The sequence below is a fragment of the Corallococcus silvisoli genome, assembly GCF_009909145.1.
Classification (GTDB): domain Bacteria; phylum Myxococcota; class Myxococcia; order Myxococcales; family Myxococcaceae; genus Corallococcus; species Corallococcus silvisoli.
This window is the reverse complement of sequence record NZ_JAAAPJ010000006.1, coordinates 451,607-473,259: the sequence shown is the minus strand read 5'-3', so window position 1 is coordinate 473,259 and position 21,653 is coordinate 451,607. Positions and strand designations below refer to the sequence as shown.

The 21,653-nt window shown below is 71.7% G+C and carries 20 protein-coding genes and 1 pseudogene; 8 read left to right on the top strand and 13 right to left on the bottom strand.

Translation table 11 applies throughout. The annotated features are described in order from the left end of the window. Position 1 precedes the first annotated feature (1 nt). Together GTY96_RS13665 and GTY96_RS13660 are read right to left on the bottom strand one after the other, a co-directional pair. Entirely contained in the window at positions 2 to 661 is a 660-nt protein-coding gene (locus GTY96_RS13665; protein ID WP_161664940.1) for an SRPBCC family protein, read from the bottom strand. Beyond that, on the bottom strand, positions 658 to 1,308 hold the full coding sequence (locus tag GTY96_RS13660) for a 2OG-Fe(II) oxygenase (protein WP_143903196.1): 651 nt from the start codon (positions 1,306 to 1,308) through the stop codon (positions 658 to 660). The genes GTY96_RS13665 and GTY96_RS13660 overlap by 4 nt, the downstream gene beginning before the upstream one ends. Before the next feature lie 284 nt (positions 1,309 to 1,592). On the opposite strand from GTY96_RS13660, the gene GTY96_RS13655 reads away from it, so the two are divergent. Both GTY96_RS13655 and GTY96_RS13650 read left to right on the top strand, forming a co-directional pair. Next, entirely contained in the window at positions 1,593 to 3,851 is a 2,259-nt protein-coding gene (locus GTY96_RS13655; RefSeq protein WP_143903198.1) for a di-heme oxidoreductase family protein, read from the top strand. Positions 3,852 to 4,093: 242 nt separating this feature from the next. Continuing rightward, entirely contained in the window at positions 4,094 to 5,803 is a 1,710-nt protein-coding gene (locus GTY96_RS13650) for a GTPase (protein WP_161664939.1), read from the top strand. Positions 5,804 to 6,028: 225 nt separating this feature from the next. Here GTY96_RS13650 and GTY96_RS38710 read toward each other — a convergent pair. After that, a pseudogene (locus GTY96_RS38710) lies at positions 6,029 to 6,193 on the bottom strand (M23 family metallopeptidase); the annotation flags it as partial. Between the two features lie 617 nt (positions 6,194 to 6,810). Here GTY96_RS38710 and GTY96_RS13640 point away from each other — a divergent pair. The 6 genes from GTY96_RS13640 to GTY96_RS13615 all read left to right on the top strand — a co-directional run bounded on the left by GTY96_RS13640 (position 6,811) and on the right by GTY96_RS13615 (position 12,297). Then, positions 6,811 to 7,449, top strand: a complete 639-nt coding sequence (locus GTY96_RS13640) for a TetR/AcrR family transcriptional regulator (RefSeq protein ID WP_143903202.1) — start codon at positions 6,811 to 6,813, stop codon at positions 7,447 to 7,449. A 31-nt stretch (positions 7,450 to 7,480) separates the two neighbouring features. Next, positions 7,481 to 8,371, top strand: coding sequence for a sterol desaturase family protein (locus GTY96_RS13635; RefSeq protein ID WP_161664938.1), 891 nt, complete (start codon positions 7,481 to 7,483; stop codon positions 8,369 to 8,371). 155 nt (positions 8,372 to 8,526) lie between these two features. Further along, positions 8,527 to 10,116 (top strand): glucose-6-phosphate isomerase, encoded by a 1,590-nt coding sequence (locus GTY96_RS13630; protein ID WP_161664937.1) that lies wholly within the window; start codon positions 8,527 to 8,529, stop codon positions 10,114 to 10,116. 168 nt (positions 10,117 to 10,284) lie between these two features. Continuing rightward, the gene (locus tag GTY96_RS13625) at positions 10,285 to 10,869 is read left to right on the top strand and encodes an SAM-dependent methyltransferase (protein WP_143903208.1); all 585 of its coding nucleotides are present in this window, start codon (positions 10,285 to 10,287) and stop codon (positions 10,867 to 10,869) included. Between the two features lie 78 nt (positions 10,870 to 10,947). After that, a complete protein-coding gene (locus GTY96_RS13620; protein ID WP_143903210.1) occupies positions 10,948 to 11,718 on the top strand; it encodes an SDR family NAD(P)-dependent oxidoreductase in 771 nt (256 codons plus the stop codon). Positions 11,719 to 11,769: 51 nt separating this feature from the next. Further along, complete coding sequence (locus GTY96_RS13615) at positions 11,770 to 12,297, top strand: hypothetical protein (protein WP_161664936.1); 528 nt, start codon at positions 11,770 to 11,772, stop codon at positions 12,295 to 12,297. Here the strand turns inward: GTY96_RS13615 and GTY96_RS13610 are convergent. The 10 genes from GTY96_RS13610 to atpG form a co-directional block, all read right to left on the bottom strand. Beyond that, positions 12,287 to 13,306, bottom strand: a complete 1,020-nt coding sequence (locus GTY96_RS13610; protein ID WP_161664935.1) for a cytochrome d ubiquinol oxidase subunit II — start codon at positions 13,304 to 13,306, stop codon at positions 12,287 to 12,289. The two genes, GTY96_RS13615 and GTY96_RS13610, sit on opposite strands and share 11 nt — an antisense overlap. Next, on the bottom strand, positions 13,296 to 14,633 hold the full coding sequence (locus GTY96_RS13605) for a cytochrome ubiquinol oxidase subunit I (RefSeq protein WP_235685613.1): 1,338 nt from the start codon (positions 14,631 to 14,633) through the stop codon (positions 13,296 to 13,298). Before GTY96_RS13605 ends, GTY96_RS13610 begins: the two co-directional genes overlap by 11 nt. Positions 14,634 to 14,669: 36 nt before the next feature. Then, positions 14,670 to 15,167 carry a hypothetical protein gene (locus GTY96_RS13600; protein WP_161664934.1) on the bottom strand — a complete coding sequence of 166 codons (498 nt, stop codon included), beginning with the start codon at positions 15,165 to 15,167 and terminating at the stop codon, positions 14,670 to 14,672. Continuing rightward, positions 15,164 to 15,568, bottom strand: coding sequence for a phage holin family protein (locus tag GTY96_RS13595; RefSeq protein ID WP_143903220.1), 405 nt, complete (start codon positions 15,566 to 15,568; stop codon positions 15,164 to 15,166). Before GTY96_RS13595 ends, GTY96_RS13600 begins: the two co-directional genes overlap by 4 nt. Before the next feature lie 191 nt (positions 15,569 to 15,759). Continuing rightward, entirely contained in the window at positions 15,760 to 16,791 is a 1,032-nt protein-coding gene (locus tag GTY96_RS13590) for an ADP-ribosylglycohydrolase family protein (RefSeq protein WP_143903222.1), read from the bottom strand. A gap of 492 nt (positions 16,792 to 17,283) precedes the next feature. Beyond that, on the bottom strand, positions 17,284 to 17,553 hold the full coding sequence (locus tag GTY96_RS13585; RefSeq protein WP_143903224.1) for a hypothetical protein: 270 nt from the start codon (positions 17,551 to 17,553) through the stop codon (positions 17,284 to 17,286). A gap of 230 nt (positions 17,554 to 17,783) precedes the next feature. Next, entirely contained in the window at positions 17,784 to 18,188 is a 405-nt protein-coding gene (locus tag GTY96_RS13580) for a F0F1 ATP synthase subunit epsilon (protein WP_143903226.1), read from the bottom strand. 21 nt (positions 18,189 to 18,209) lie between these two features. Next, entirely contained in the window at positions 18,210 to 18,767 is a 558-nt protein-coding gene (locus tag GTY96_RS13575) for a hypothetical protein (protein ID WP_143903228.1), read from the bottom strand. 20 nt (positions 18,768 to 18,787) lie between these two features. Beyond that, positions 18,788 to 20,233, bottom strand: coding sequence for a F0F1 ATP synthase subunit beta (gene atpD, locus GTY96_RS13570; protein WP_143903230.1), 1,446 nt, complete (start codon positions 20,231 to 20,233; stop codon positions 18,788 to 18,790). Between the two features lie 313 nt (positions 20,234 to 20,546). Continuing rightward, positions 20,547 to 21,446 carry an ATP synthase F1 subunit gamma gene (gene atpG, locus GTY96_RS13565; RefSeq protein ID WP_143903232.1) on the bottom strand — a complete coding sequence of 300 codons (900 nt, stop codon included), beginning with the start codon at positions 21,444 to 21,446 and terminating at the stop codon, positions 20,547 to 20,549. Positions 21,447 to 21,653: the final 207 nt, after the last annotated feature.

The following is a 21,653-nucleotide window of genomic DNA, read 5'->3' as shown; positions in this document are numbered from 1 at the left end:
CTCAGCGGTCGCTCGTCTCCACACGCGACTGGAGCACCGCGCCCAGCGCCGCCGCCGTGTCCTCCGGCAGCCGGGACAGGTGCGCGTAGAGCACCTCCTCCACCCGGGCCACCTCCTCCTTCGGGGCGCCCGCCTCACGCAGGCCGGCCAGCACCGCGTACGCGGCCACCGCCAGCGGCCCCACGTAGCCGCGCGACTCCTCCCAGAACTCCTCGAAGCACGGCACCGGCTCGCCCCCCACCACGCGCGCCAGCCGTCCCAGGCACGCCTCCCAGTAGCCGCGGTGCGCGTCCCGGGCCGCGTCGTCCGCGAAGGGCCCCTGGCGCAGCTCCAGCCGCGTGCCGCCCTCCTCGGGATGGAAGGTCAGCACCGCCCGCGTGCGCCCCGGCGGCACCGGGCCCCCCTCCCAGTCCATCTCCAGTTCCAGGGACTGCCCCGGCTCCACCGCCATGATGCAGCCCACCTGCGTGAACGCGCGACCCGCCGCGTCCCGCAGCCCTACCCGGTAGGGCTGGCCCAGCGCGCCGGGATCCGGCGCGTGCGTGCGGTGACAGCCCGGCGGCGCGCCGAACCAGCGGCGGATGAGCGCCGGCCGTTCAAAGGCGGGGAACACCTGGTCCGGCGGCGCGGGCAGCTTCCACTCCATCCTCAGGTCGCTCACGCCCGGACCCCCGAGCGCGTGCGCAGCTCATAGCGCGGCACGGCGGACAGCTCCGACTCCGGCGCCCGGTACTGCTCCACCACCAGGCTGATCCGCGACTCCCCCAGCCCCTCCACGCCGGAGGTGATGGCCTCCACCTCATGCAGCAGGTCACCCCGGAACATCACCAGCGCCCGCTCCTGGGGCGCGAGCTCCGCCACCGGACCTCCCCGGTGGTACAGCCGCAGCGCCCCGCCCCGGAGTTCCTTCGGAACCTGGACATACAAGACACTCACCGCCACCGGGCAGCCGATACTCGGACCGTAGAATTCAAGACTCCGGTCGATGTGCGCCGCGACGCCCCGGCCCCGCCCCACCAGCAGCGGGTTGAGCAGGAAGGCGTTGCACTCCGGCAGGAGCGTCTTCGCCAGGAACGGCGCGAACGCGGGGAAGCGCCGCGTGACGTCCGGCAGCGCCTCCCGGCGGAACGTCAGCGAGAAGCCGTACGTCCCGGAGAACTGCCCCGACAGGTTCGACTCTCCCAGGAGCGACGAGCCCAGGATGGCCGAGCGGATGGTCGCCGTCGTCTCCTCGGACAGGGCCTCGGGAGTGCGGTGGAAGAAGGTGTCGAGCCGGAAGGCCCCACCCCACGGTGGCTGGAAGCGCATGGCCCCGCAGTCTACCCACCCCCGCCGCGCCGCCCCATCCCCCGCCGCCCTCGCACGCCGCCCTTCGCGGAGGGAATCCCAACACGACGCGTCAAACCAAGACAACGCGGCGCATCATGGATGACATCAATTTCGCTTATTTATCAGTTATCACGCCTAAGTCGAATTCTCCGACCTCCCACCTTGCAGCGGGGATCGATCCCGACTTTCTTCGGACGAGCTACGAAGTCCCCTTCGCAGCGCTGCCGTCCCACGCTCCATCCACCCCACTGGAGTTCGCAACCATGAGCCGAATCAGACTCACGGGAACCGTGCTCGCGTTCCTGGCCGTCAGTTGTCTGGCGGTTGAATCAGAAGCCGCCACCTATGGCGTGACGCCCTCGGGCGCGTCCGCCATCTTCTACGTCGATACGACGGATTGGGCAGACATCCACTACAAGCTGAACGACGGCCAGCAGCTCAACATCCGCATGACGGTGACGGGTGGCCGCAACCAGTACACGGTCACCGGCCTGAGCGCTGGCAATTACATCGACTACAGCTACACGTACTGGGACGTGTCATGCGCCTGTGCGCGAGACACGACCTGGACGCGCTATACGCACAGCGGCACCGGGGGTGGCACCGACGCGGGCACCGGCACCGACGCGGGCACGGGCGTGGACGCCGGTCCTCCTCCCAACGGAGACGCGGGGCCCGTGGTGCCGCTGTTCACCAGCACCACGGCGCTGGAGCCGGCCACGGTCGAGACCACCGGCACGGCCATCATCACCCGCGTGGGCGACCGCGTTCGCGACCGCCACATGCGCGAGGACATGTATCAGGCGTACGACCACTACCTGAGGCTGTACTTCGAGAAGCGCACCCACTGGGTCGAGATCGTGGATGAGGTGGCGAAGGGCGGCAGCAACATCACCGTCAACCTCTACACCATCTATCCCTACGACGCGCCGAACTTCCGCGCGTTCTTCCGCGGCATCAACACGGTGGCGGAGTACTGGCACAACGCGGACTTCGCGCGGGTGAATGACTACAAGTACACGGCGTCGGTGAACTACAACGCCAAGGAAGGCCGCGCCATCCGCGTGGGTGACCGGATGGAGCTGGAGGTTGGCGTGTTCCTCCAGCAGCCGGTGGAAGGCCGCTTCAACTACTACGCCACGGCGATGCTCTACATCGTGGGCCAGGGCGGCATCGTGCCCTTCGAGGGCCAGGGCAGCCTGCGCGACTCCTACCCGCTGCCGGAGAAGGCCTGGGCGGGCGGCCGCGGCACGCTGCACACGCCGTTCTCCAACGAGCCGGACAACCGCTTCCTCCAGATGGCCACCAACCTGGCCCCGGTGAACGCGCAGCCCTTCGTGGAGGGTCGCCGCCTGCACCACACGAACTTCCGCGACGGCAGCCACTCGGAGCCGGACAACCCCATCTTCACGGCGCAGGTGGGCAAGCTGGGCAACAGCTACGTCAACGTGTCCTGCGTCTCCTGCCACAAGCAGAACGGCCGGGGCCTGCCGCCCACGACCACGAACACCACGCTCGACAACTACGTGGTGAAGGTGGGCAAGGTGAACGGCACCACCGTGACGGTGGACCCGGCGCTGGGCTTCCGCTTGCAGTCGCGCGCGGTCAGCGGCACGCCGGAGGCGGACGTGCGCATCGCCAGCTGGACGACGACGAGCGGCACGCTGCGCGACGGCACGGGGTATCAGCTGCGCAAGCCCAACTACAGCTTCCTCAACGTGACGCCGACGAACTTCTCGCCGCGCATCACGCCGCAGCTGATTGGCATGGGCCTGCTGGAGGCGGTGCCGGAGTCGCAGATCGCCGGCCTGGCGGACCCGAACGACGCCAATGGCGACGGCATCTCCGGCCGCATGCAGACGGTGCAGGACCCGGAGACGGGCGTCACGCGCCTGGGCCGCTTCGGCTGGAAGGCGGCGTCCGCGCGCGTGAAGCACCAGGTGGCCGAGGCGCTCAACAGCGACATGGGCGTGACGTCCAACGTGTTCAAGACGCTGGACTGCGGCACGTCGCAGCAGGGCTGCGCGGGCAGCAGCGTGGAGCTCTCCGACTCCGACCTGGACAAGCTCACCCGCTACATCAGCCTGCTGGGCGTCCCGGCGCGCCGCGACCACTCGGACGCGACGGCGCTCCAGGGGGAGACGGTGTTCACCAACGCGGGCTGCGCGAAGTGCCACGCGCCCACGCTGACCACCAGCCCGTACGCCGCGATGAACGAGTTCCGCAACCAGACCATCCACCCGTACACGGACCTGCTGCTGCATGACATGGGCACGGGGCTGGCGGACAACCTCCCGGAAGGGCAGGCCACGGGCGCCGAGTGGCGCACGCCGCCGCTCTGGGGCATTGGCCTGACGGCGGGCGTCAGCGGCGGTGAGGCGTACCTGCACGACGGCCGCGCGCGCAGCGTCACCGAGGCCATCCTCTGGCACGGCGGCGAGGGCGAGGCCGCCAAGCAGGCCTTCGTGAACCTCAGCGCCGCGGATCGCAACGCGCTGTTGAAGTTCGTCAACTCGCTGTAGGCCTCACGGCCGTGAAGACAGACGCCGGGCGGAGGCCACCGCGCCGTCCGCCCGGCGTCCGTGTTTCAGGGGGCACCGACGGTCATGGCGCGGAGTTTGAACGGGCGAACGCGCACCGGAACGCCGCTGACCTTCCTGAAGCGGGTCCCCCCTTCCCGCCATGAGAAAGAGTGCACGCTGGCGCACCGTCCCCTCGCATCGCGGTAGCCAGCGCGCGTCCGTCGCGCCACGCTGGCGCTTCCGTGGACGACACCCGCCTCCCCGACCCTGAAGCCCTCCGCCCGCTGCTCACCGACGCGCTGTCGCTGCCCGCGCTGAGTCCCCACGGCCCGCGCCTGGAGCGCCTGCTCGCGGACTACGCCCGGGGCGTCGCCCGCAAGGACGCGCCGCTCGTCGTCGCCCTCGTCGGCGCCACCGGCGCGGGCAAGTCCACCCTGCTCAACGCCCTCGCCGGGCAGTCCCTCTCCCGCGAGGGCGTGGACCGACCCACCAGCACCGCGTCCACCCTCTTCGCGCCCGAAGGCACGCCCGTGGAGGAGCTGGCCCGCACCGGCGCGCGCGTCGTGCGCTACTCGCCCGGCCCCCAGGGCCTGTGGAGCGGGCAGGTCTTCATCGACACGCCCGACCTCAACAGCGTCGCCACCCAGCACCGCGACGTCGCCCGCGCCGCGCTGGACAAGGCCGATGTCGCCCTCGTCGTCATGCACCGGGGCAGCGTCGCGGAGGCCACCCAGGTGGAGTTCCTGGCCGAGTTCGCCCGCCGCCGCGCCCTCGTCTTCATCCTCAACTTCGCCGACGAGCTCTCCGCCGACTCGCGCGACGCGCTGAAGTCACAGGTCCGCCGCGTCGCCACCCAGCACTACGGCCTCGCCGCGGAGGACGTCCCCGTCTTCGCCATCAGCGCCCGCGCCGCGAAGGACGGCCAGGATGTCTCCGGCGAGTTCGGCCCGCTCCTCTTCCACCTGCGCGGCCTCGCCACCCAGGCCGTCGCCGCGCGCGTGCGCCACACCAACGCCCTGGGCGCGCTGGAGGAGATCGCCTCCACCGTCCAGGCCGCGCTCAGCGAAACGGACGCCCTGCTCGCGAAGACGCGCGCCGCGCTCGACACGGGCCTCGCGCGCGCGGCCGAGGCGCTCCAGGGAGACTTCGACGCGCGGCTGGCCCTGGCCCACGGCCACCTGGCGTCGGAGGTGCGCCGGCAGGCCGCGGGCCGCTTCTGGGGACCCGCCGCGTGGGGCCTGCGCCTGTCGCTGTGGGGCGCCTCCGGCATGGGCGCCGGCGCGCTGGTGGCCCGCCGCAGCCTGCCCGCGGGGCTCGCGGTGGCCGCCGCCTCCACCGTGGTGGACGCCGTGAGGGACCGCACCCGCGCCCGCGCCGCGGAGGTCGCCGTGGTGGAGCCCTTCGAGGACGACTTCCTCGCGGAGTCCGCCGCGCGCACCGCCCTGGCCGAGGCGCGCAGCGTGGCGCGCACCCAGGGCCTGGAGGCGGGGCTGCTCGGCGTGCCCGACGTGGAGGCGATGCTGGCGGAGCTGCGCCTGGCCCGCGCGGGCGCCTGGCGCTACACGGCCTCCACCGCCGTCGCGGAGGCCGTGGCCCGCTGGTGGCGCACGGCCCGGTGGCTGGTGCTGCCGCTCATCAACCTGCCCCTGCTCGCGCTGCTGGGGCACGTGGGCTACCGCGTGGTGCGGGGCTACGTGGAAGGCCCCCTGCTGCCGCTGGAGTACTTCGTCAACGCGGGGGCCTTCTTCGGGCTGCTCGCGGGCGCCGGAGCGCTGCTCGCGTCAGCGAGTCTCGTCGGAGCCACTCGCCATGCGGGGAGCGCGGGCCGGCGCCGGTTTGTCGAGTCCCTCGCCGCCCTGGGCGGGAGGCTGGGAGAGGCCGTCGATGAGGGCCTTGGCACCGGGCGGCAGGCCGCGCGACGCATCCTGGAGCGGATTCGGGCTGTCGGGTGACATGGACATCACCGCCTGGCCCGGCACGTGGACGCCGCCGTTGGAGGCCAGCATCGGCTGCGCGGAGTCCTTGCACAGCGGCGCCGACACCAGCGTGTCCCGCACCGGATCTCCAAAGCCCACGATGCGCGCGGGCACCGACGGGTTGTTCCACCCGGAGCCCTGCTCCTTCGCGACCTTGAAGTGCAGGTGCGCGCCGCACGCCCAGCCCGTCGCGCCGGAGAAGCCGATGAGCTGCCCCTCCTTCACGCGCTCACCGGCCTTCACCACCACGGCGCTGAAGTGCAGGTACTGCGTCTCCAGCCCGTCGCCGTGCGAGATGACGACGTAGTTGGCCATCGGCGCGAACTGCTCGCCGCAGCCGCCCTGCTTGCTGTCGCCGCGCGCCATGCGCACCAGGCCGTCATGCGCCGCCACGATGGGCGTGCCCTCCGGCATCCGGAAGTCCCACGCGAAGGTGTCGTTGTGCTGGTGGCTGCCTGTCTCATGGCCCTGGCTCACCGTGTAGATGCGTCCACAGGCGAAGGGCACGCCCACCTCGGGCATGTTCGAGGCCGCCCGGGCGGCGGGGGGGACAGCGGGAGCCGAAGCAAGGAGGGAGCCGACGAGAAGAGCGGAGAAGTTCATATCGGGGCGGGCGGACAACCGGCGCAAGGGCTTGCGGTATTTCCCATCCATTTTCGCCCAATCCCGAACGGATCACTAGCAGGCGAGCCGCGCCCCGCCCTGTCTCACGGGGGCGACCCTTGACCACACTCCAGAGGAGAAAAGGGTCCGAAGAACAAGAGCGCCTGCCTCTCCGCCTGCTTGATGGGCGGGCCGTTTGTCTCTGAACTCAAGCCATCCCAATCCCTGTCATCCGTACGGCCGCAAAGACAGACGCTCGCCCGCTCCCACGCCCCGCCAGCGGGCCCGGGCTCCCCCTTCCGCGGCGCGCCTCCACCCCCACGGCCCGGCCCCAACAAAGTGACTGGTCACTTTTTAAGTGACCGGTTATCCTCCCAGGCATGCCCCCGAAGTCCCCTCCCAGGAAGGCCGCGAGGCCGGTGCGCCGCACGCAGGCGGAGCGCCGGGAGACGACGCGGCGCAAGCTGCTGGACGCGACCATCGAGGCGCTGGTGGAGCAGGGCTACGCGCGGCTGACGACGGTGGAGGTGGCGAAGCGGGCGGGGGTGTCCCAGGGGGCGCTCTTCACGCACTTCGACACGAAGGAGGAGCTGCTGGCGGTGGCGGTGGAGCACCTCTTCCCGCGCATCATCCAGGACTACCTGGCGGGCGTGGGGGCGCGGCCTTCGGGGAAGGACCGGGTGGGGGCGGCCGTGGACATGCTGTGGGCGGTGTACCAGCGGCCGGAGCTGCAGGCGGCCGTGGAGCTGTACGTCGCGGCGCGCACCGTGCCGGAGCTGCAGAAGGCGCTGGCGGTGGTGGACGGCCCGCACCGCCAGAACCTGCACCGCGTGGCGCGCGAGCTGTTCCCGGACGTGGCCGCCACGCACCCGGACTTCGACGACGTGGTGGAGCTGGCGTTGGACGCGGTGCAGGGCGCCGCGGTGGGCGGCGCGGCCCGTCCTTCAGACCCGGCGCACCGCCGCATGCTGGACACGCTGGCGCGCTTCATGCGCACCGCCTTCGCGCCCAGGGATTGAGCTTCAGGAGCAGCACGGCAGGAGGTCTTCCATGGACATGACGCACATCCCCGACCTCATCACCCCGGCCATCCCGGTGTTCGTCCTCACCGTCATCGCCGAGGCCCTGTGGGTGAAGAAGCAGCGCGAGGAGGGCGGCGCCAGCACCCTCAAGGGCCACACCTGGAAGGACACCTTCGCCAGCCTCTCCATGGGCCTGGGCAACGTGGCGGTGGGCGTGTTCTGGAAGGGCGTGGCGTTCGCGGGCTACGCGGCGCTCTACCACCTGACGCCGCTGCGCATGGGCGCGGGGGTGTTCGCGTGGGTGCTGCTCTTCTTCCTGGAAGACCTCTGCTACTACGCCTTCCACCGCGTCCACCACGAGAGCCGCCTGTTCTGGGCGTCGCACGTGGTGCACCACTCCAGCCAGCACTACAACCTGTCCACGGCGCTGCGCCAGACGTGGACGCCGATGTCGGGCTGGGCGTTCTGGGCGCCGCTGGCGCTGCTGGGCTTCTCCCCCGAGATGATCGTCACCCAGCAGGCGGTGAGCCTGCTGTACCAGTATTGGATCCACACGGAGGCCATTGGCCAGCTGCCCCGCCCGGTGGAGTGGCTGTTCAACACGCCCTCCCACCACCGCGTGCACCACGCGTCCAACACGGCCTACCTGGACACCAACTACGCGGGCATCCTCATCCTCTGGGACCGGCTCTTCGGCACCTTCACCCCGGAGGGCGAGCGCCCCGTCTACGGGCTGACGAAGAACCTCTCCACGTACAACCCGGTGCGCATCGCGTTCCACGAGTACGCCGCCATCGCGAAGGACGCGGCCCGCCCGGGCCCGCTCGGCCAGCGGCTGGGCTACATCTTCCGCAACCCGGCGTGGAAGCCCAAGGGGGCGCTCCCGCCGCCCATGGAGGCCGCGCACCCCGCTCCGTGAGGCCCCCGACACGCGGAGGGCGTGAACCGACCTCCAGGCAACGCGCCCGGTGACATCGTTGCGTCCGCGCCGTGCGGGCCTTGCTACGGTGCGGCGCGACGATTTTCGCGGGCCCGCGGGCTGAAGGCCGGGCCCTCCTGCCAGGGAGTCGGAACATGACGGAGCGCGAGTTGTGGGAGCGGTACCAGCGGCACCTGTGCGTCGTCCCCTCCGTGGGGCTCACGCTGGACATCTCCCGCATGGCCTTCGGCGCGGACTTCCTGGAGGGGATGCGCCCGCGCATGGACGCGGCGTTCCAGGCCATGGACGCGCTGGAGAAGGGCGCCATCGCCAACCCGGATGAGAAGCGCCGCGTGGGCCACTACTGGCTGCGCGCCCCGGAGCTGGCGCCGGACGCGGAGCTGAAGACGGCCATCACCGACATGCAGGCCCAGGTGGCCGCGTTCGCCCGGGACGTGCACGCCGGCAAGGTGAAGCCCCCGAAGGCGGCGAAGTTCACGCAGGTGCTGCTGGTGGGCATCGGCGGTTCCGCGCTGGGGCCGCAGCTGGTCGCGGACGCGCTGGGCTCCCGCCGCGACGCGATGCAGGTGCACTTCCTGGACAACACGGATCCGGACGGCATGGACCGCGTGCTGGGCGCCCTGGGCGAGCGGCTGTCGGAGACGCTGACCGTGGTCATCAGCAAGTCCGGCGGCACCAAGGAGACGCGCAACGGCATGCTGGAGGCGCAGGCCGCCTACACGCAGCGGGGCCTGGACTTCGGCGCGCACGCGGTGGCGGTGACGGGCGACGGCAGCGAGCTGGACCAGTACGCGAAGGCCCACCACTGGCTGCGCACCTTCCCCATGTGGGACTGGGTTGGCGGGCGCACGTCGGTGATGTCCGCGGTGGGGCTGGTGCCAGCGCGGCTGCAGGGGCTGGACGTGGACGGCTTCCTCGCGGGCGCGAAGGCCATGGACGCGGCGACGCGCGTGCATGACGTGGCCCAGAACCCGGCGGCGCTGCTCGCGCTGATGTGGTTCCACGCGGGCGGCGGCAAGGGCCAGAAGGACATGGTCATCCTGCCGTACAAGGACCGGCTGATGCTGATGTCCAAGTACCTCCAGCAGCTGGTGATGGAGTCGCTGGGCAAGGAGCTGTCGCTGGACGGCAAGGTGGTGAACCAGGGCATCGCCGTCTACGGCAACAAGGGCTCCACGGACCAGCACGCGTACGTGCAGCAGCTGCGCGAGGGCGTGAACAACTTCTTCGTCACCTTCGTGGAGGTGCTGAAGGACCGGGACGGCAAGTCGCTGGCGGTGGAGGGCGACAACACCAGCGGCGACTACCTGCTGGGCTTCCTCCTGGGCACGCGCCGGGCGCTGTTCGAGAAGGGCCGCGAGTCCATGACGCTCACCGTGCAGGACGTGAGCGCGCGCACGGTGGGGGCCCTGATTTCCCTGTACGAGCGGGCGGTGGGCCTCTACGCCAGCCTCGTGAACATCAATGCCTATCACCAGCCGGGCGTGGAGGCGGGCAAGAAGGCCGCGGGCCGCGTGCTGGAGCTGCAGGGCAAGCTGCTGGCGCGGCTGCAGGCGGCCCAGGCGGAGGCGCGCTCGGCGGATCAGCTGGCCCAGGACATCGGCGCGGCGGATGAGGTGGAGACGGTGTTCAAGCTGCTGGAGCACCTGTCCGCCAACGGCGACCACGGCGTGAAGCGCTCCGGCGGGGCGCGTCCGGCGGAGGCCCGCTTCCAGGCCGGCTGAGCGCCCAGGGTGGCCGCGCGTCCGCATCCCGACGCGCCGCCCGCCCCCGGGTGCCACGCCGCCCCCACGCCGTGTGAAGGACCGACACCCGCACGGCCCCGGACGGACGGGATGTGGAGGCGCCACGGCGGACGCATGGTGCGGGCTCGCGATCCCGGGAGCCCCTTGATGAAGCCGTCGCCGCCCGACTTCCAGCCCCCTCCGCCTCCGCCCCTGCTGGCGGAGGAGGACCCCTGGCGCTTCGACGCGCTGGGCTGCGTGCGCAGCCGCGACAGCGTCACCCTGGAGGCGCTGCCCCGCGCGCGCTACCGCTCCGCCCTGGAGATCGGGGGCGCCATCGGCGTCTTCACGGAGAAGCTCCAGGCCCGGTGCGACGCCCTGCTCTCCCTGGAGTCCTCCGAGTCCGCCCAGGCCCGCGCCATCCACCGCTGCCGCCACCTGCCCCACGTGCGCTTCCAGCGGCTGGCCGTGCCGGACAGCTACCCGGAAGGGACCTTCGACCTCACCCTGCTCTCCGAGCGCGCCGCCTACTGGAGCCCCGCGGAGCTGGCGCGCGCGCAGGAGCACATCCTCGAACACCTGGAGCCCGGCGGGCACCTGGTGCTGGTCCACTGGACCGGCCAGACGCGCGACATGCGCCTCAACGGCCATGAGGTCCACGACGCCTTCCGCCACCTCTCCCCCAGGTCCCTGCGCCACCTGCGCGGCGAGATGGAGGGCACCTGGCGCCTGGACGTCTTCGAGCGCCTCTGACACGCCCTTCCGTCGAGCGCCCGACCCCCGCGTGAATCCACCGCCCCTCCCGGCCTGGGTCGGCGGTAGAACGCGCGAATGGAACTCGGAATCGCGGGAAAAACGGCGCTCGTCACCGGCAGCAGCCGGGGCATCGGGAAGGCCATCGCCACGGTGCTCTCACGCGAGGGCGCGCGGGTGTGCGTGTGCGGGCGGAACCTGGAGCCGGTGGAGGCCATCGCGAAGGACCTGCGTTCGGAGGGCGCGCAGGTGGCCACGGTGGTGGCGGACGTGGCGACGCAGGAGGGCGCGTACGCGGCGGTGGACTCGGCGGTGCGCGCGTTCGGTTCGCTGGACATGCTGGTGAACAACGTGGGCGGCAGCGGGGGCGCGGGCGGCTTCGACGCGGCCAGCTCGCAGCAGTGGGCGGACGTGCTCCAGCGCAACCTGATGTCCGCGGTGTGGTGCAGCCAGCGCGCGGTGAACGTGATGCGCGCGCGGGGGGGCGGCAGCATCGTGCACCTGAGCTCCATCTTCGGCCGCGAGTACGCCACCAGCGCGCCCTACAGCGCCGCCAAGGCGGGCCTCATCGCGCTGACCAAGGAGATGGCGGTGGACCTGGCCCCCCACCGCATCCGGGTCAACTCCGTGGCGCCGGGCGCCATCCTCTTCCCCGGGGGCAGCTGGGACAAACGCCAGCAGCACGACCCGGAGGCGGTGGCCCGCATGGTGCGCGAGCAGATTCCCTGGGGCCGCTTCGGCACGCCCGAGGAGGTGGCGGACGTGGTGGCGTTCCTGTGCTCGGAGCGGGCGAAGTGGGTCACGGGCTCCACCGTCCCCGTGGACGGCGGGCAGGGCCGCGCCTTCTGAGCCGCGTTCCGCCGCGCAGGCGATAGAGTCCGCGCGCATGAGGCCAACGGAGTGCTGAAGCTCTACAAGAAGGACGGCGACACCCTGCGCTACTGGGAGGCCTGGGAGCACGAGGGGGTCGTCACCGTGCATTGGGGCACCGTGGGCGACGGCGGCGAGCAGAAGGCCGTCCCCGTCCCCCCGGAGGAGGACCCCGACATGGTCATCGCCCAAGAGGCCGAGTCCCTGGTGGACGCCGGCTATGACGAGCCCGAACCGGACGCCATGGCCGTGCTGCTGGTGGAGTACGCCGTGCAGGGCAAGGGCACCGGCCACGACTTCGAGCAGCGCAGCGCCGTGGAGGAGCTGCTGATGGACGCGCTCGGCTGGACGGGCAACGGCGAGGTGGAGGGCGGCGAGACGGAGGAAGGCGTCATGCGCGTGCACTGCCGCGTGATGGACCCGGAGACGGCCGCCCGCACGGTGGTGGAGGCGCTGGACGCGGAGGAGCTGCTGGAGGGCGCGCGCGTGCTGGTGGCCCGGGGCGACGAGAAGCCCCGCGTCGTGCACCCGCCCCTCTTCCCCGTGCTCAAGACGTAGGCGCGCCGGGGGCCGGGGCTCGGGGACGGAAGACGCGGAACAGCAGCACCAGCGACGGCACCACCGTCACCAGCCCCACCGCGAGCGCGACGAACAGCACCCGCTGCACCGCCGGCGGCGCCGCCGCGGCCTGGAGCGTCAGGGTCGGATAGACCAGGTACGGCGCCTGCGACACCGCCCACCCCAGCACGATGAGCCCGCCCTGGGTGGCCGCCGCCACCCGCGCGGCCCGGAAGCGCCGCGTCCACAGCAGCGCGAACGCCGTCACCGCCGCCACGGCCGTGCCCGCGTGCAGCGCCAGCGCGAACGGCGTCTGGGACAGGCCCGTCCACACCCGGGGCGCGCCCTGCCGCGACAAGAGCAGGGCCGCCAGCGCCAGCGGGAACAAGAGCCCGCCCGTCACCAGCGCCCGGCGCCGGAAGTCCTCCGCCAGCTCGCGCGTGGGCGCCTCGTGCGTGAGGTACACCGCCGCCAGGAACGCGAACAGCCCCAGCGTCAGCACGCCGACGGACAGCGCGAAGGGCGACAGCCACGAGGCGAAGAAGCCGCTCACCACCGCGTGCCCCTGCATCCGGATGGCGTCGCTGGCCACCGCGCCCACGCACATGCCCAATAGCAGCGGCGCCACCACGCTCGCGACGCTGAAGACGACGCCCCAGTTCCGCTCCACCGCGTCGCCGCGCGTGTCGTAGGCGCGGAACGTGAACGCCGTGCCTCGGAACACGATGCCCAGCACCAGCAGCGTCAGGGGCACGTGCAGGGCCACGCTCAGCGCCGCGAAGGCGCGCGGAAAGCCGCTGAAGAGCAGCACCAGCCCGACGATGAGCCAGACGTGGTTCACCTCCCACACCGGCCCGATGGCGCGGGCGATGAGCGCGCGCTGCTCCGCCTTGCGCGGCCCGGCCGCCAGGAGGTCCCACACCCCGCCGCCGAAGTCCGCTCCGCCCAGGAGCGCGTACAGCACGAAGGTGCCCGCCACCGCGAACCCCAGCACGTCCTCAGTGGGCATGGGCCCCTCCCCCTTCCACGGCGCCGGGCGGCTTGGGCAGCGTGGCCGCCACCTGCCGCCAGAGCACGAAGAGCACCATCACGCCCAGGAACAGGTACACCGCCGTGAAGGTGAAGAAGGGCGCGGCCAGGTGCGGCACCGGCGTCACCGCCTCGCCCGTGCGCATCACGCCCCGGACGATCCAGGGCTGCCGGCCCCACTCGGTGACCAGCCACCCGGACTCCAGCGCCACCAGCCCCAGCGGCCCCGCCGCGAGCCACGCGCGCATCATCCCCGTGCCGTGCGGCCACTCGCGCCCCCGCCACCGGCGCCACAGCGTCACCGCCGCGAGCAGCGCCATCAGGCTGCCCGTGCCCACCATCACCTGGAAGGCCACGTGCACCTTCGCCACCGGAGGCCAGACGTCGCGGGGGAACGCATTCAGGCCCTTCACCTCCGCGTCCGGGTCGCCAAAGGCCAGGATGGACAGCCCCTTGGGCACGTCGATGGCGCCCCTCACCGTGCGCGTCTCCACGTCCGGCAGGCCGCCCAACCGCAGGGGCGCGCCCACCTCCGTGTCGAACTGCCCCTCCATCGCGGCCAGCTTCACCGGCTGCGCGCGGGCCACGTGCTTCGCGGACAGGTCCCCCACCAGCGGCTGCGCGAGCGCGGTGAGGCACGCCAGCGGCAGCGCGACGGACAGCGCCTTCCTGTGGAACGCCGCGCCGGGGTGCCGGAGCAGGATGAAGGCGTGGATGCCCGCCATCGCGAACGCGGTGGCCTGGTAGCTGGACAAGAGCACGTGCGTCGTCTGGTACTGCCAGCCGGGGCTGAACATCGCCACCAGCGGCTGCACGTCCGTGGGCCCCGCGGCCGTGGCCGTGAAGCCGGACGGGTTGTTCATGAACGTGTTCACCAGCGTGACGAAGAACGCGCTCGCCGCGCCGCTCACCGCCACCATCACGCCGCTGAACAGGTGCAGGCCCGGCGACACCCGCTCGCGCCCGTACAGGTAGATGCCCAGGAAGATGGCCTCGGTGAAGAAGGCCACGCCCTCCAGGCTGAACGGCAGGCCAATGACCTCGCCGTAGCGGCCCATGAACTCCGGCCACAGGAGGCCCAGCTCGAAGGAGAGCACCGTCCCCGACACCGCCCCCACCGCGAACAGGATGGCGGTGCCCTTGGCCAGCTTCTCGCTGAGCCTCCGGTAGTCCGCGTCCTGCGTGCGCCGGTGCTTCAGGTCGCTCAACACCATCAAGACCGGCAACGCCACGCCCGCCGCCGCGAACACGATGTGGAACGCGAGCGACAGCCCCATCTGCGCACGCGCATAGAGCAGGTCCGTCATGCGCATCAGTATGTTTTATGTTCGCATTTCACGCATTCACGATTTCTTATCAGTGTTCACAGGCGCCTTGGCAAGGGCCCTGGAGGGCACCAGGGACTGCATGGAGTTGCGGGCCACGGCGGTGGCGAGCGTGGTGGCGAAGATCATCACCAGCTTGCGGCCCAGCTCGGTGCCCAGCGGCCGGTCCTCGATGCTGGTGGCCAGCCGGTCCGGGTGGGCCCAGGCGCGCTCCAGGGCCTTGCGGCGCTGGCGGCGCACGCGCTCGTCGTGGTGCCGGGCGCGGTAGAGGGCGAAGCCCACGCCCGCGCCCAGCACCACCAGCGCGGCGGCGCCCGCGACGAGGAGCAGGTCGCGGTGCTGGTTGACGTGGTAGCGCAGGTCGGTGGCGCGGGCGCGCCGGCGGTCCAGCTCCTCCAGCGTGAGGAGCAGCTCGTCGCGGATGCGGTCCGCGGTCTGCTCCACCTGCTCGCGGTCGCCCATGCGGCGGGTGATGGCGTGTTCGGCGTGCGCGTCCGTGTCGGGTCCCTGGCTCATTGCAGCGTCTCCCGGGTCAGCTGGAGGTCCGTCTTCAAGCGCTCCTGGGTGTGGACCAGCGGCTTCTTGGGGATCCGCTTCGAGCCCAGGAACAGGAGGAGGCCGGCCAGCGCCAGCAGCACCACGCCCACGATGGCGACGCCCAGGGCGGCCACCACGGGGATGGCCAGCCCCAGCGCGACGAGGAGCACCGCCAGGGACGTGAGGGCCAGCACCGCCCCCGCGCCCAGGAAGATGCCCGCCATCTTGGCGGCCTGGAGCTCCTGCTTGAGCTCCTTCTTGGCGTGCATGACCTCCGCCCTCACCAACAGGCGGGTCTCCGACAGCGCGTGCCGGATGAGCTCCGGGGTGGAGAGCGTCTCCAGCTGGCTGCGCTCCAGGCGTTCCGATTCGAGGTCCACGACCGTGCCTCCGACAGAATGGCGCCAGGGACAACGGCCAGCGGACGCCTGACAGGCATCCCGGCCGCCCCCGGTCTGTCCCTCAAGGTGGTCAGGAAGGGTGGGCGGGAGAAGTCCCGGCGCACACCCCTTCATCGTCCGGCTGCCTGCCTGGTGCCCCCGCCTCGTGGGACGGGGGGCCTGGGCGGCGGCTAACGGCGGCGCTGCTGGTGGGCGAGCGCGGTGGCCAGCGTCTCGCGCACCTGGCGGGCCCGGAACAGCCGGTCCGCGGTGTCCAGCAGGTTCTCCGCGTACAGGACCTGCTTGCGCAGGCGGGCGGGGATGGCGCGCGTGCCCAGGTGCGCGCCCAGGAGCGCGCCGGTGAGGGCCGCGGCCACGTCCGCCTCGCCGCCGCAGCGCAGCGTGAGGACGACGGCCTCGCGGAAGTCGTGCGGCACCTTCAGCGTCGCGTACAGGGAGGTGAGCAGCACCGGCACCACGTGGCACGGCAGGCCGTCCACGCCCTTCAGCTCGCTGGGGGGCACGCCCACCTTGCGCAGCTGGTTGAGGGCGCGCTGGGTGTCCCAGGTGAGCAGGCGCGGCAGGTGGCGGATCTCCTCCGCCAGGTTCTTGTCGTGCACCGCGGCGGCCAGGGACAGGGCCTCGCAGAAGGCGGCGGGGGTGAGGGCCTCCTCCTCCATGCCCAGCGCCACCGCCTGCGCGAACGCGGCGGCGGCGGCGGCGCAGACGGGGTCCTTGTGCGTGATGACGGTGAGCACGCCCGCGTCGTGCGGCATGCGCGCGCGCTGGCCGCTCTCGAAGAGGCCCACCACCAGCGCGCGGCTGAGCACCGACGCGCACTTCGTGCCCAGGGGCGCGCCCGCGCTCATCCACGGCGTGCCGCCCGCGAGCCGCTGGAGCGACTCGGAGAGGCTGCGCGGCGGCTGGAGGATGATGCCCTCCTGCCACAGCCACGCCAGGTGCGCCGCCGCGCTGCGGCCGTCCACCTTGCCCTCGCGGATGACGCTCTCCGCGGCGGCGAGCAGCAGCTGCGTGTCGTCGCTGAACTGGCCCTTGGCGAACTTGCCGCGCGGCCGGGGGGCGAAGTCCTCCGCGAGCCCTGGCAGCCGCGCCAGGCTCGCCGGGGGGATGCCCCTCAGCGGGAAGCCGAGCGCATCCCCGATGGCGAGCCCGAGAAACGCCGCATGGAACCTGTCCTGGCGGTCTGCGGGAGTCAGCGGCATCGGAGGGGTTGAGATTACCCGAGCCTCAGCCAAGGACGAGCACCGAGATGAACGCTGCGTGGGCGCGCGACGCGACGGCGTTTCGATCATGGGGCCTTGACGTGCAGGCAGCGGGTGCGGTGGAGCGATGGACAAGAAAGGTCCCGCCGAATTGCACCGCGCGCGTCGACACTGTCCGCCTCCTCCGCCGTCACCGCGGCACAACCGGGGGCGCGGTAGCTATCGCATCCCGCTGCGTTTCAGCAAGCAGGCGAGCCCGATGACGTGCGCGAGTTCCCCGCCATGTCCAACTTCGGAAGCTGTGCATGGACCGAAAGGAACGCACGGGTGGCCGCGCGTGGGTGCGCAAGGCGCCGTGCGCGTGCACCGCACACGGGATCAGGTGTTCACCTTGACGCGCGCGCCCTCCCGCTGCCCACGTGAGCCACCGCCCATCCATGCCGCGCATGGGGAGCGCGAGGCCATCCACGCGGCGCATGCGCGGCGCGCGGCTCACCCTCCGTCGCGGCCCAGGTTGACCACCGCGAGCAGCCGCGCCACCACGGCCTCCGCGCCCTGGTGCAGCCGCGTGCCGTCCCACAGCGCGGGGGACGTGTGGCCGCCGCGCTCCCGCCAGTCCTGCTCCACCTCCGCGTAGGTGAGGTTGCGGAAGCGCACGCGGTCCTCCAGCGCGTGGTCGGTGACGAAGCGGCGCGCGGTGGCGGACGGGGGATCCGCGATGCGGTGGAACAGCTCCAGCACGGGAGAGACGGAGTCGGTCATGGCGGCGCCGCATCATGCCTTCGGCGCGGCGGCGGCGCGCGCGCGCCCGGAAACGCGAAAAGGGTGGAGCGCCGTGCCCCGGTGTCACGGGGCCTCAGGCTCCACCCTTCCGGTACGTCAGGCGCCCCCGGAAACGCGAAAAGGGTGGAGCGCCGTGCCCCGGTGTCACGGGGCCTCAGGCTCCACCCTTCCGGTCCATCAGGCGCCCTCACGCGAGGGCGCGGGAGGGCTCAGCGGGACTCGGCGGCGCCGATGCGCGCGGCCTCGCGGCGCACCGCGGCCTGCTCCAGCGCGTAGCGCGCGTCCGCGCTGTTCAGGTCCTTGAGGCGCGCCTCGGCCTCCGCCATGCGGCGGCGGGCGCCGGAGACGTCGATGCCGGTGACGTGCTCGGCGGCGTCCGCGAGCACCAGCACCTTGTCGTTGCTCACCTCCACGAAGCCACCGGCCACGAAGTAGCGGTCCTGGCGGCCGGCCTCGATGAGGGTCAGCGTGCCGGGCTCCACCAGCGACAGGAACGGCGTGTGGCCGGGACGCACGCCGAACAGGCCCTCTCCGCCCGGCACGATGGCCTCGTCGGCCTGCACGGACAGGATGCGCTTCTCGGGGGTGACGATCTCGACAGTCAGCTTGGCCATGAAGGTCCTCGTGCTACCGCATCAGAAAGTCAGCCGCTGGGTCTGCACGCCCACCGGCTCGAACTCCAACATCCCGGCGTCCGTCAGGCGGGGGCCCTTGCCCGGAATGCCCAGCGTGCCTTCCAGCCACTTGAGGTGGTGCGCCATCTGCCGCACCTCCGGGAGCTGCCTGGTCGTCATCAGCTCCGTCAGCCGGCGCTCCTGGAGCTTCTGCCCGGTGCGGTCGAACTGGGCCGCCACCATCACCCGCGCCCAGGACAGGTCCACGCCGCGCTTCTTCTTCTTGCTCTTGCTGGGGAGCGGCTTGCCCTTCTCCACCAGCGGGTAGAGCACCCAGACCTTCTCCCCGTCGTTGGACGCGAAGTACAGGTCATCCACCGTCCCCACGCACACGTCCGCCGCCCAGAGAGGCCCGTTCTCCTTGAGCATCTCCAGCCGGCACTTCCCCACGCCCACGTCCACCGTGCGCACGCTGTAGAGGCCGTTCGCGCTCACCCGTGCCCGGCTGCCGCGCTCCTCCGCCAGGGCGGAAGGCGCGGCACCACAGACGAGCAGGACGAGCGCGGCGGTCAGGCGCATGGGGTTCCCGGACGGCGGGGTTAGGCGGCCGCCAGCTTGCGGGCCTTCTCCTGCGCCTCTTCGATGGCGCCCACCATGTAGAAGGCGGACTCCGGCAGGTCGTCGTGCTTGCCTTCCGCGATCTCCTTGAAGCTGCGGATGGTGTCCTTCAGCGACACGTAGCGGCCGTCCAGGCCGGTGAAGACCTTGGCGACGAAGAAGGGCTGGGACAGGAAGCGCTGGATCTTGCGGGCGCGCGCCACGGACAGCTTGTCCTCTTCGGACAGCTCGTCCATGCCGAGGATGGCGATGATGTCCTGGAGCTCCTTGTAGCGCTGCAGGATGCCCTGGATGCGGCGGGCCACGGCGTAGTGCTCCGCGCCCAGCACGTCCGCGGAGAGGATGCGGCTGGTGGAGTCCAGCGGATCCACGGCGGGGAAGATGGCGAGCTCCGCGATGGAGCGGTTGAGCACCGTGGTCGCGTCCAGGTGGGCGAACGCGGTGGCGGGCGCCGGGTCCGTCAGGTCGTCCGCGGGCACGTAGATGGCCTGCACGGAGGTGATGGAGCCCTTGGTGGTGGAGGTGATGCGCTCCTGCAGGCCGCCCATCTCCGTGGCGAGCGTGGGCTGGTAACCCACCGCGCTGGGGATGCGGCCCAGGAGGGCGGACACTTCCGAGCCGGCCTGGGTGAAGCGGAAGATGTTGTCCACGAAGAGGAGCACGTCACGGCCCTCCACGTCGCGGAAGTACTCCGCCATGGTGAGCGCGGAGAGGGCCACGCGGGCGCGGGCGCCGGGCGGCTCGTTCATCTGGCCGTACACGAGGACCGCCTGGCTCTTCTCCAGGTTGTCGGTCTGGATGACCTTGGTCTCCTGCATCTCGTGGTACAGGTCGTTGCCTTCGCGGGTGCGCTCGCCGACGCCGGCGAACACGGAGAAGCCGCCGCGCTCCACCGCCACGTTGCGGATGAGCTCCTGCAGGAGCACCGTCTTGCCCACGCCGGCGCCGCCGAACAGGCCGATCTTGCCGCCACGGGTGTAGGGGGCGAGCAGGTCGATGACCTTGATGCCGGTCTCGAACATCTGCACGCGCACGTCCTGCTCCGTGAACGGCGGGGGCGCGCGGTGGATGGGCCAGTACTCGGTGGCGTTCACCGGGCCCATCTCGTCCACCGGATCGCCGGTGACGTTCATGATGCGGCCCAGGGTGGCCTTGCCCACCGGCACCTGGATGGGGGCGCCCGTGCTGCGCACCGCCATGCCGCGGCCCAGGCCCTCCGTGGAGTCCATGGCGATGCAGCGCACCGTGTTCTCACCCAGGTGCTGAGCGACCTCGACGGTGAGGTTGTCCTTCTCCGCGTTCAGGTTGGGGTTGGTCACCTTGAGGGCGGCGTACACCTCAGGGAGCCCGCCGGGCGGGAACTCCACGTCGACCACGGGGCCGAGAACCTGCGTGATCTTGCCAGTCGTCGGGACTTGAGCGCTCATGGGACTCCTCTGCCTTGTCTCGTATGGCGAGCGGCCGGGGCGCCGCCGCCCGTCAGGAAATCGACCCCGAAGAGGGGTGTGGGCGGGCCCCCTTTACCGGGGGGGGCCCGGCAGGGTCAAGCCTCCCGGGTCCGCGCACGTAAGTCCCGCTTAGCGGAGCGGTGTCCGGCGCGCCAGCCCCCCCTGTGCATCCTTGCCCTCCGCCTGCCCGGACGCCCTCCTGGAACGACGAAGGGCCCGCCTTCCGCGCCGTGAGGCGGGAAGCGGGCCCTCGTGGGCTGAGGCGGGGCGGCGGACCGTCCCCCTGGCGGAGCTACTTGAGGGCTTCCGCGCCGGAGACGATCTCCATCAGCTCCTTGGTGATGACCGCCTGACGGGTGCGGTTGTAGAGCAGGGTGTAGCTGGAGATCATGTCCGTGGCGTTGTTGGTGGCGTTCTCCATGGCGCTCATGCGCGCGCCCTGCTCGCTGGCCACGCTCTCCAGCAGCGCCCGGTACAGCTTGATGTTGACCGCCTGGGGCACCAGCCGGTCCAGCACGGCCTGGCGGGACGGCTCGTACTTGAAGTCCACCAGCGCGGGCTCCGCGGTCACCGTCTCCGGGGTGGGCGCGGGCTCGGCGGCCTTCGTGGTGGCGGGCTGCAGGGGCAGCAGCTGCGACACGACGACGTTCTGGGTGATGGCGGAGACGAACTCGTTGTAGACGACGTAGACCGCGTCGACCTCGTCGTTGAGGAAGGCGGCGGCCAGCTCCTCCGCGACGTTGGCGGCGGCGCGGTAGTTGAGCGTCGCGTACAGGCCGGCGAAGTCCTTGCGGATGGACTGGCCGCGGTTGCGGAAGAAGTCGTTGCCCTTGCGGCCCACCGTCGAGACGCGCACCTGGAGCTCGCTGTGCTCGTACAGGAAGCGGTTGGCGCGGCGGATGACGTTGGAGTTGAAGCCGCCGGCGAGGCCGCGGTCGGAGGTGAGCAGCAGCAGCTCCACGCGGCGCACCGGGCGGGAGGCCAGCAGCGGGTGGGCCAGCTCCTGGTCGGCGGAGCGGACGGCCAGCTCGGAGATGATCTGCTCCAGCGTCTGCGCGTACGGGCGCGCGGCGAGGATGGCGTCCTGCGCCTTCCGCAGCTTCGCGGCGGAGACCATCTTCATGGCCTTGGTGATCTGCCGCGTGTTCTTCACCGAGCGGATGCGCTTGCGGATGTCGCGAAGGGACGCCATGGACCGGAAACTCCTCTGGGACGACGTGCGGCGCGCGCCCCGGAAACGGCCCGGGCTGGCCTTAATGGGACGGCGGGCCCCCTATATAGGCGGGGCGGAGGCCGGTCAACGGCGGGGTGCCCGGAACGGGCCTGGCCACCGGCCGTCCAGGGGCCGGGCGGGCGTGAACAGTTCCCGGCGCCGGGCCGCACGGTGCGCTTTTCGTGG

Bases quoted from the DNA above. Each gene is read 5' to 3' on its own strand.
- GTY96_RS13620 (WP_143903210.1), top strand. From the start codon at position 10,948: ATGGAACTCGGAATCGCGGGAAAAACGGCGCTCGTCACCGGCAGCAGC.
- GTY96_RS13610 (WP_161664935.1), bottom strand. From the start codon at position 13,306: ATGCCCACTGAGGACGTGCTGGGGTTCGCGGTGGCGGGCACCTTCGTG.
- GTY96_RS13640 (WP_143903202.1), top strand. From the start codon at position 6,811: ATGCCCCCGAAGTCCCCTCCCAGGAAGGCCGCGAGGCCGGTGCGCCGC.
- GTY96_RS13605 (WP_235685613.1), bottom strand. From the start codon at position 14,633: ATGACGGACCTGCTCTATGCGCGTGCGCAGATGGGGCTGTCGCTCGCG.
- GTY96_RS13655 (WP_143903198.1), top strand. From the start codon at position 1,593: ATGAGCCGAATCAGACTCACGGGAACCGTGCTCGCGTTCCTGGCCGTC.
- GTY96_RS13625 (WP_143903208.1), top strand. From the start codon at position 10,285: ATGAAGCCGTCGCCGCCCGACTTCCAGCCCCCTCCGCCTCCGCCCCTG.
- GTY96_RS13630 (WP_161664937.1), top strand. From the start codon at position 8,527: ATGACGGAGCGCGAGTTGTGGGAGCGGTACCAGCGGCACCTGTGCGTC.
- atpD (WP_143903230.1), bottom strand. From the start codon at position 20,233: ATGAGCGCTCAAGTCCCGACGACTGGCAAGATCACGCAGGTTCTCGGC.
- GTY96_RS13575 (WP_143903228.1), bottom strand. From the start codon at position 18,767: ATGCGCCTGACCGCCGCGCTCGTCCTGCTCGTCTGTGGTGCCGCGCCT.
- GTY96_RS13585 (WP_143903224.1), bottom strand. From the start codon at position 17,553: ATGACCGACTCCGTCTCTCCCGTGCTGGAGCTGTTCCACCGCATCGCG.
- GTY96_RS13600 (WP_161664934.1), bottom strand. From the start codon at position 15,167: ATGAGCCAGGGACCCGACACGGACGCGCACGCCGAACACGCCATCACC.
- GTY96_RS13590 (WP_143903222.1), bottom strand. From the start codon at position 16,791: ATGCCGCTGACTCCCGCAGACCGCCAGGACAGGTTCCATGCGGCGTTT.
- GTY96_RS13580 (WP_143903226.1), bottom strand. From the start codon at position 18,188: ATGGCCAAGCTGACTGTCGAGATCGTCACCCCCGAGAAGCGCATCCTG.
- GTY96_RS13660 (WP_143903196.1), bottom strand. From the start codon at position 1,308: ATGCGCTTCCAGCCACCGTGGGGTGGGGCCTTCCGGCTCGACACCTTC.
- GTY96_RS13635 (WP_161664938.1), top strand. From the start codon at position 7,481: ATGGACATGACGCACATCCCCGACCTCATCACCCCGGCCATCCCGGTG.
- atpG (WP_143903232.1), bottom strand. From the start codon at position 21,446: ATGGCGTCCCTTCGCGACATCCGCAAGCGCATCCGCTCGGTGAAGAAC.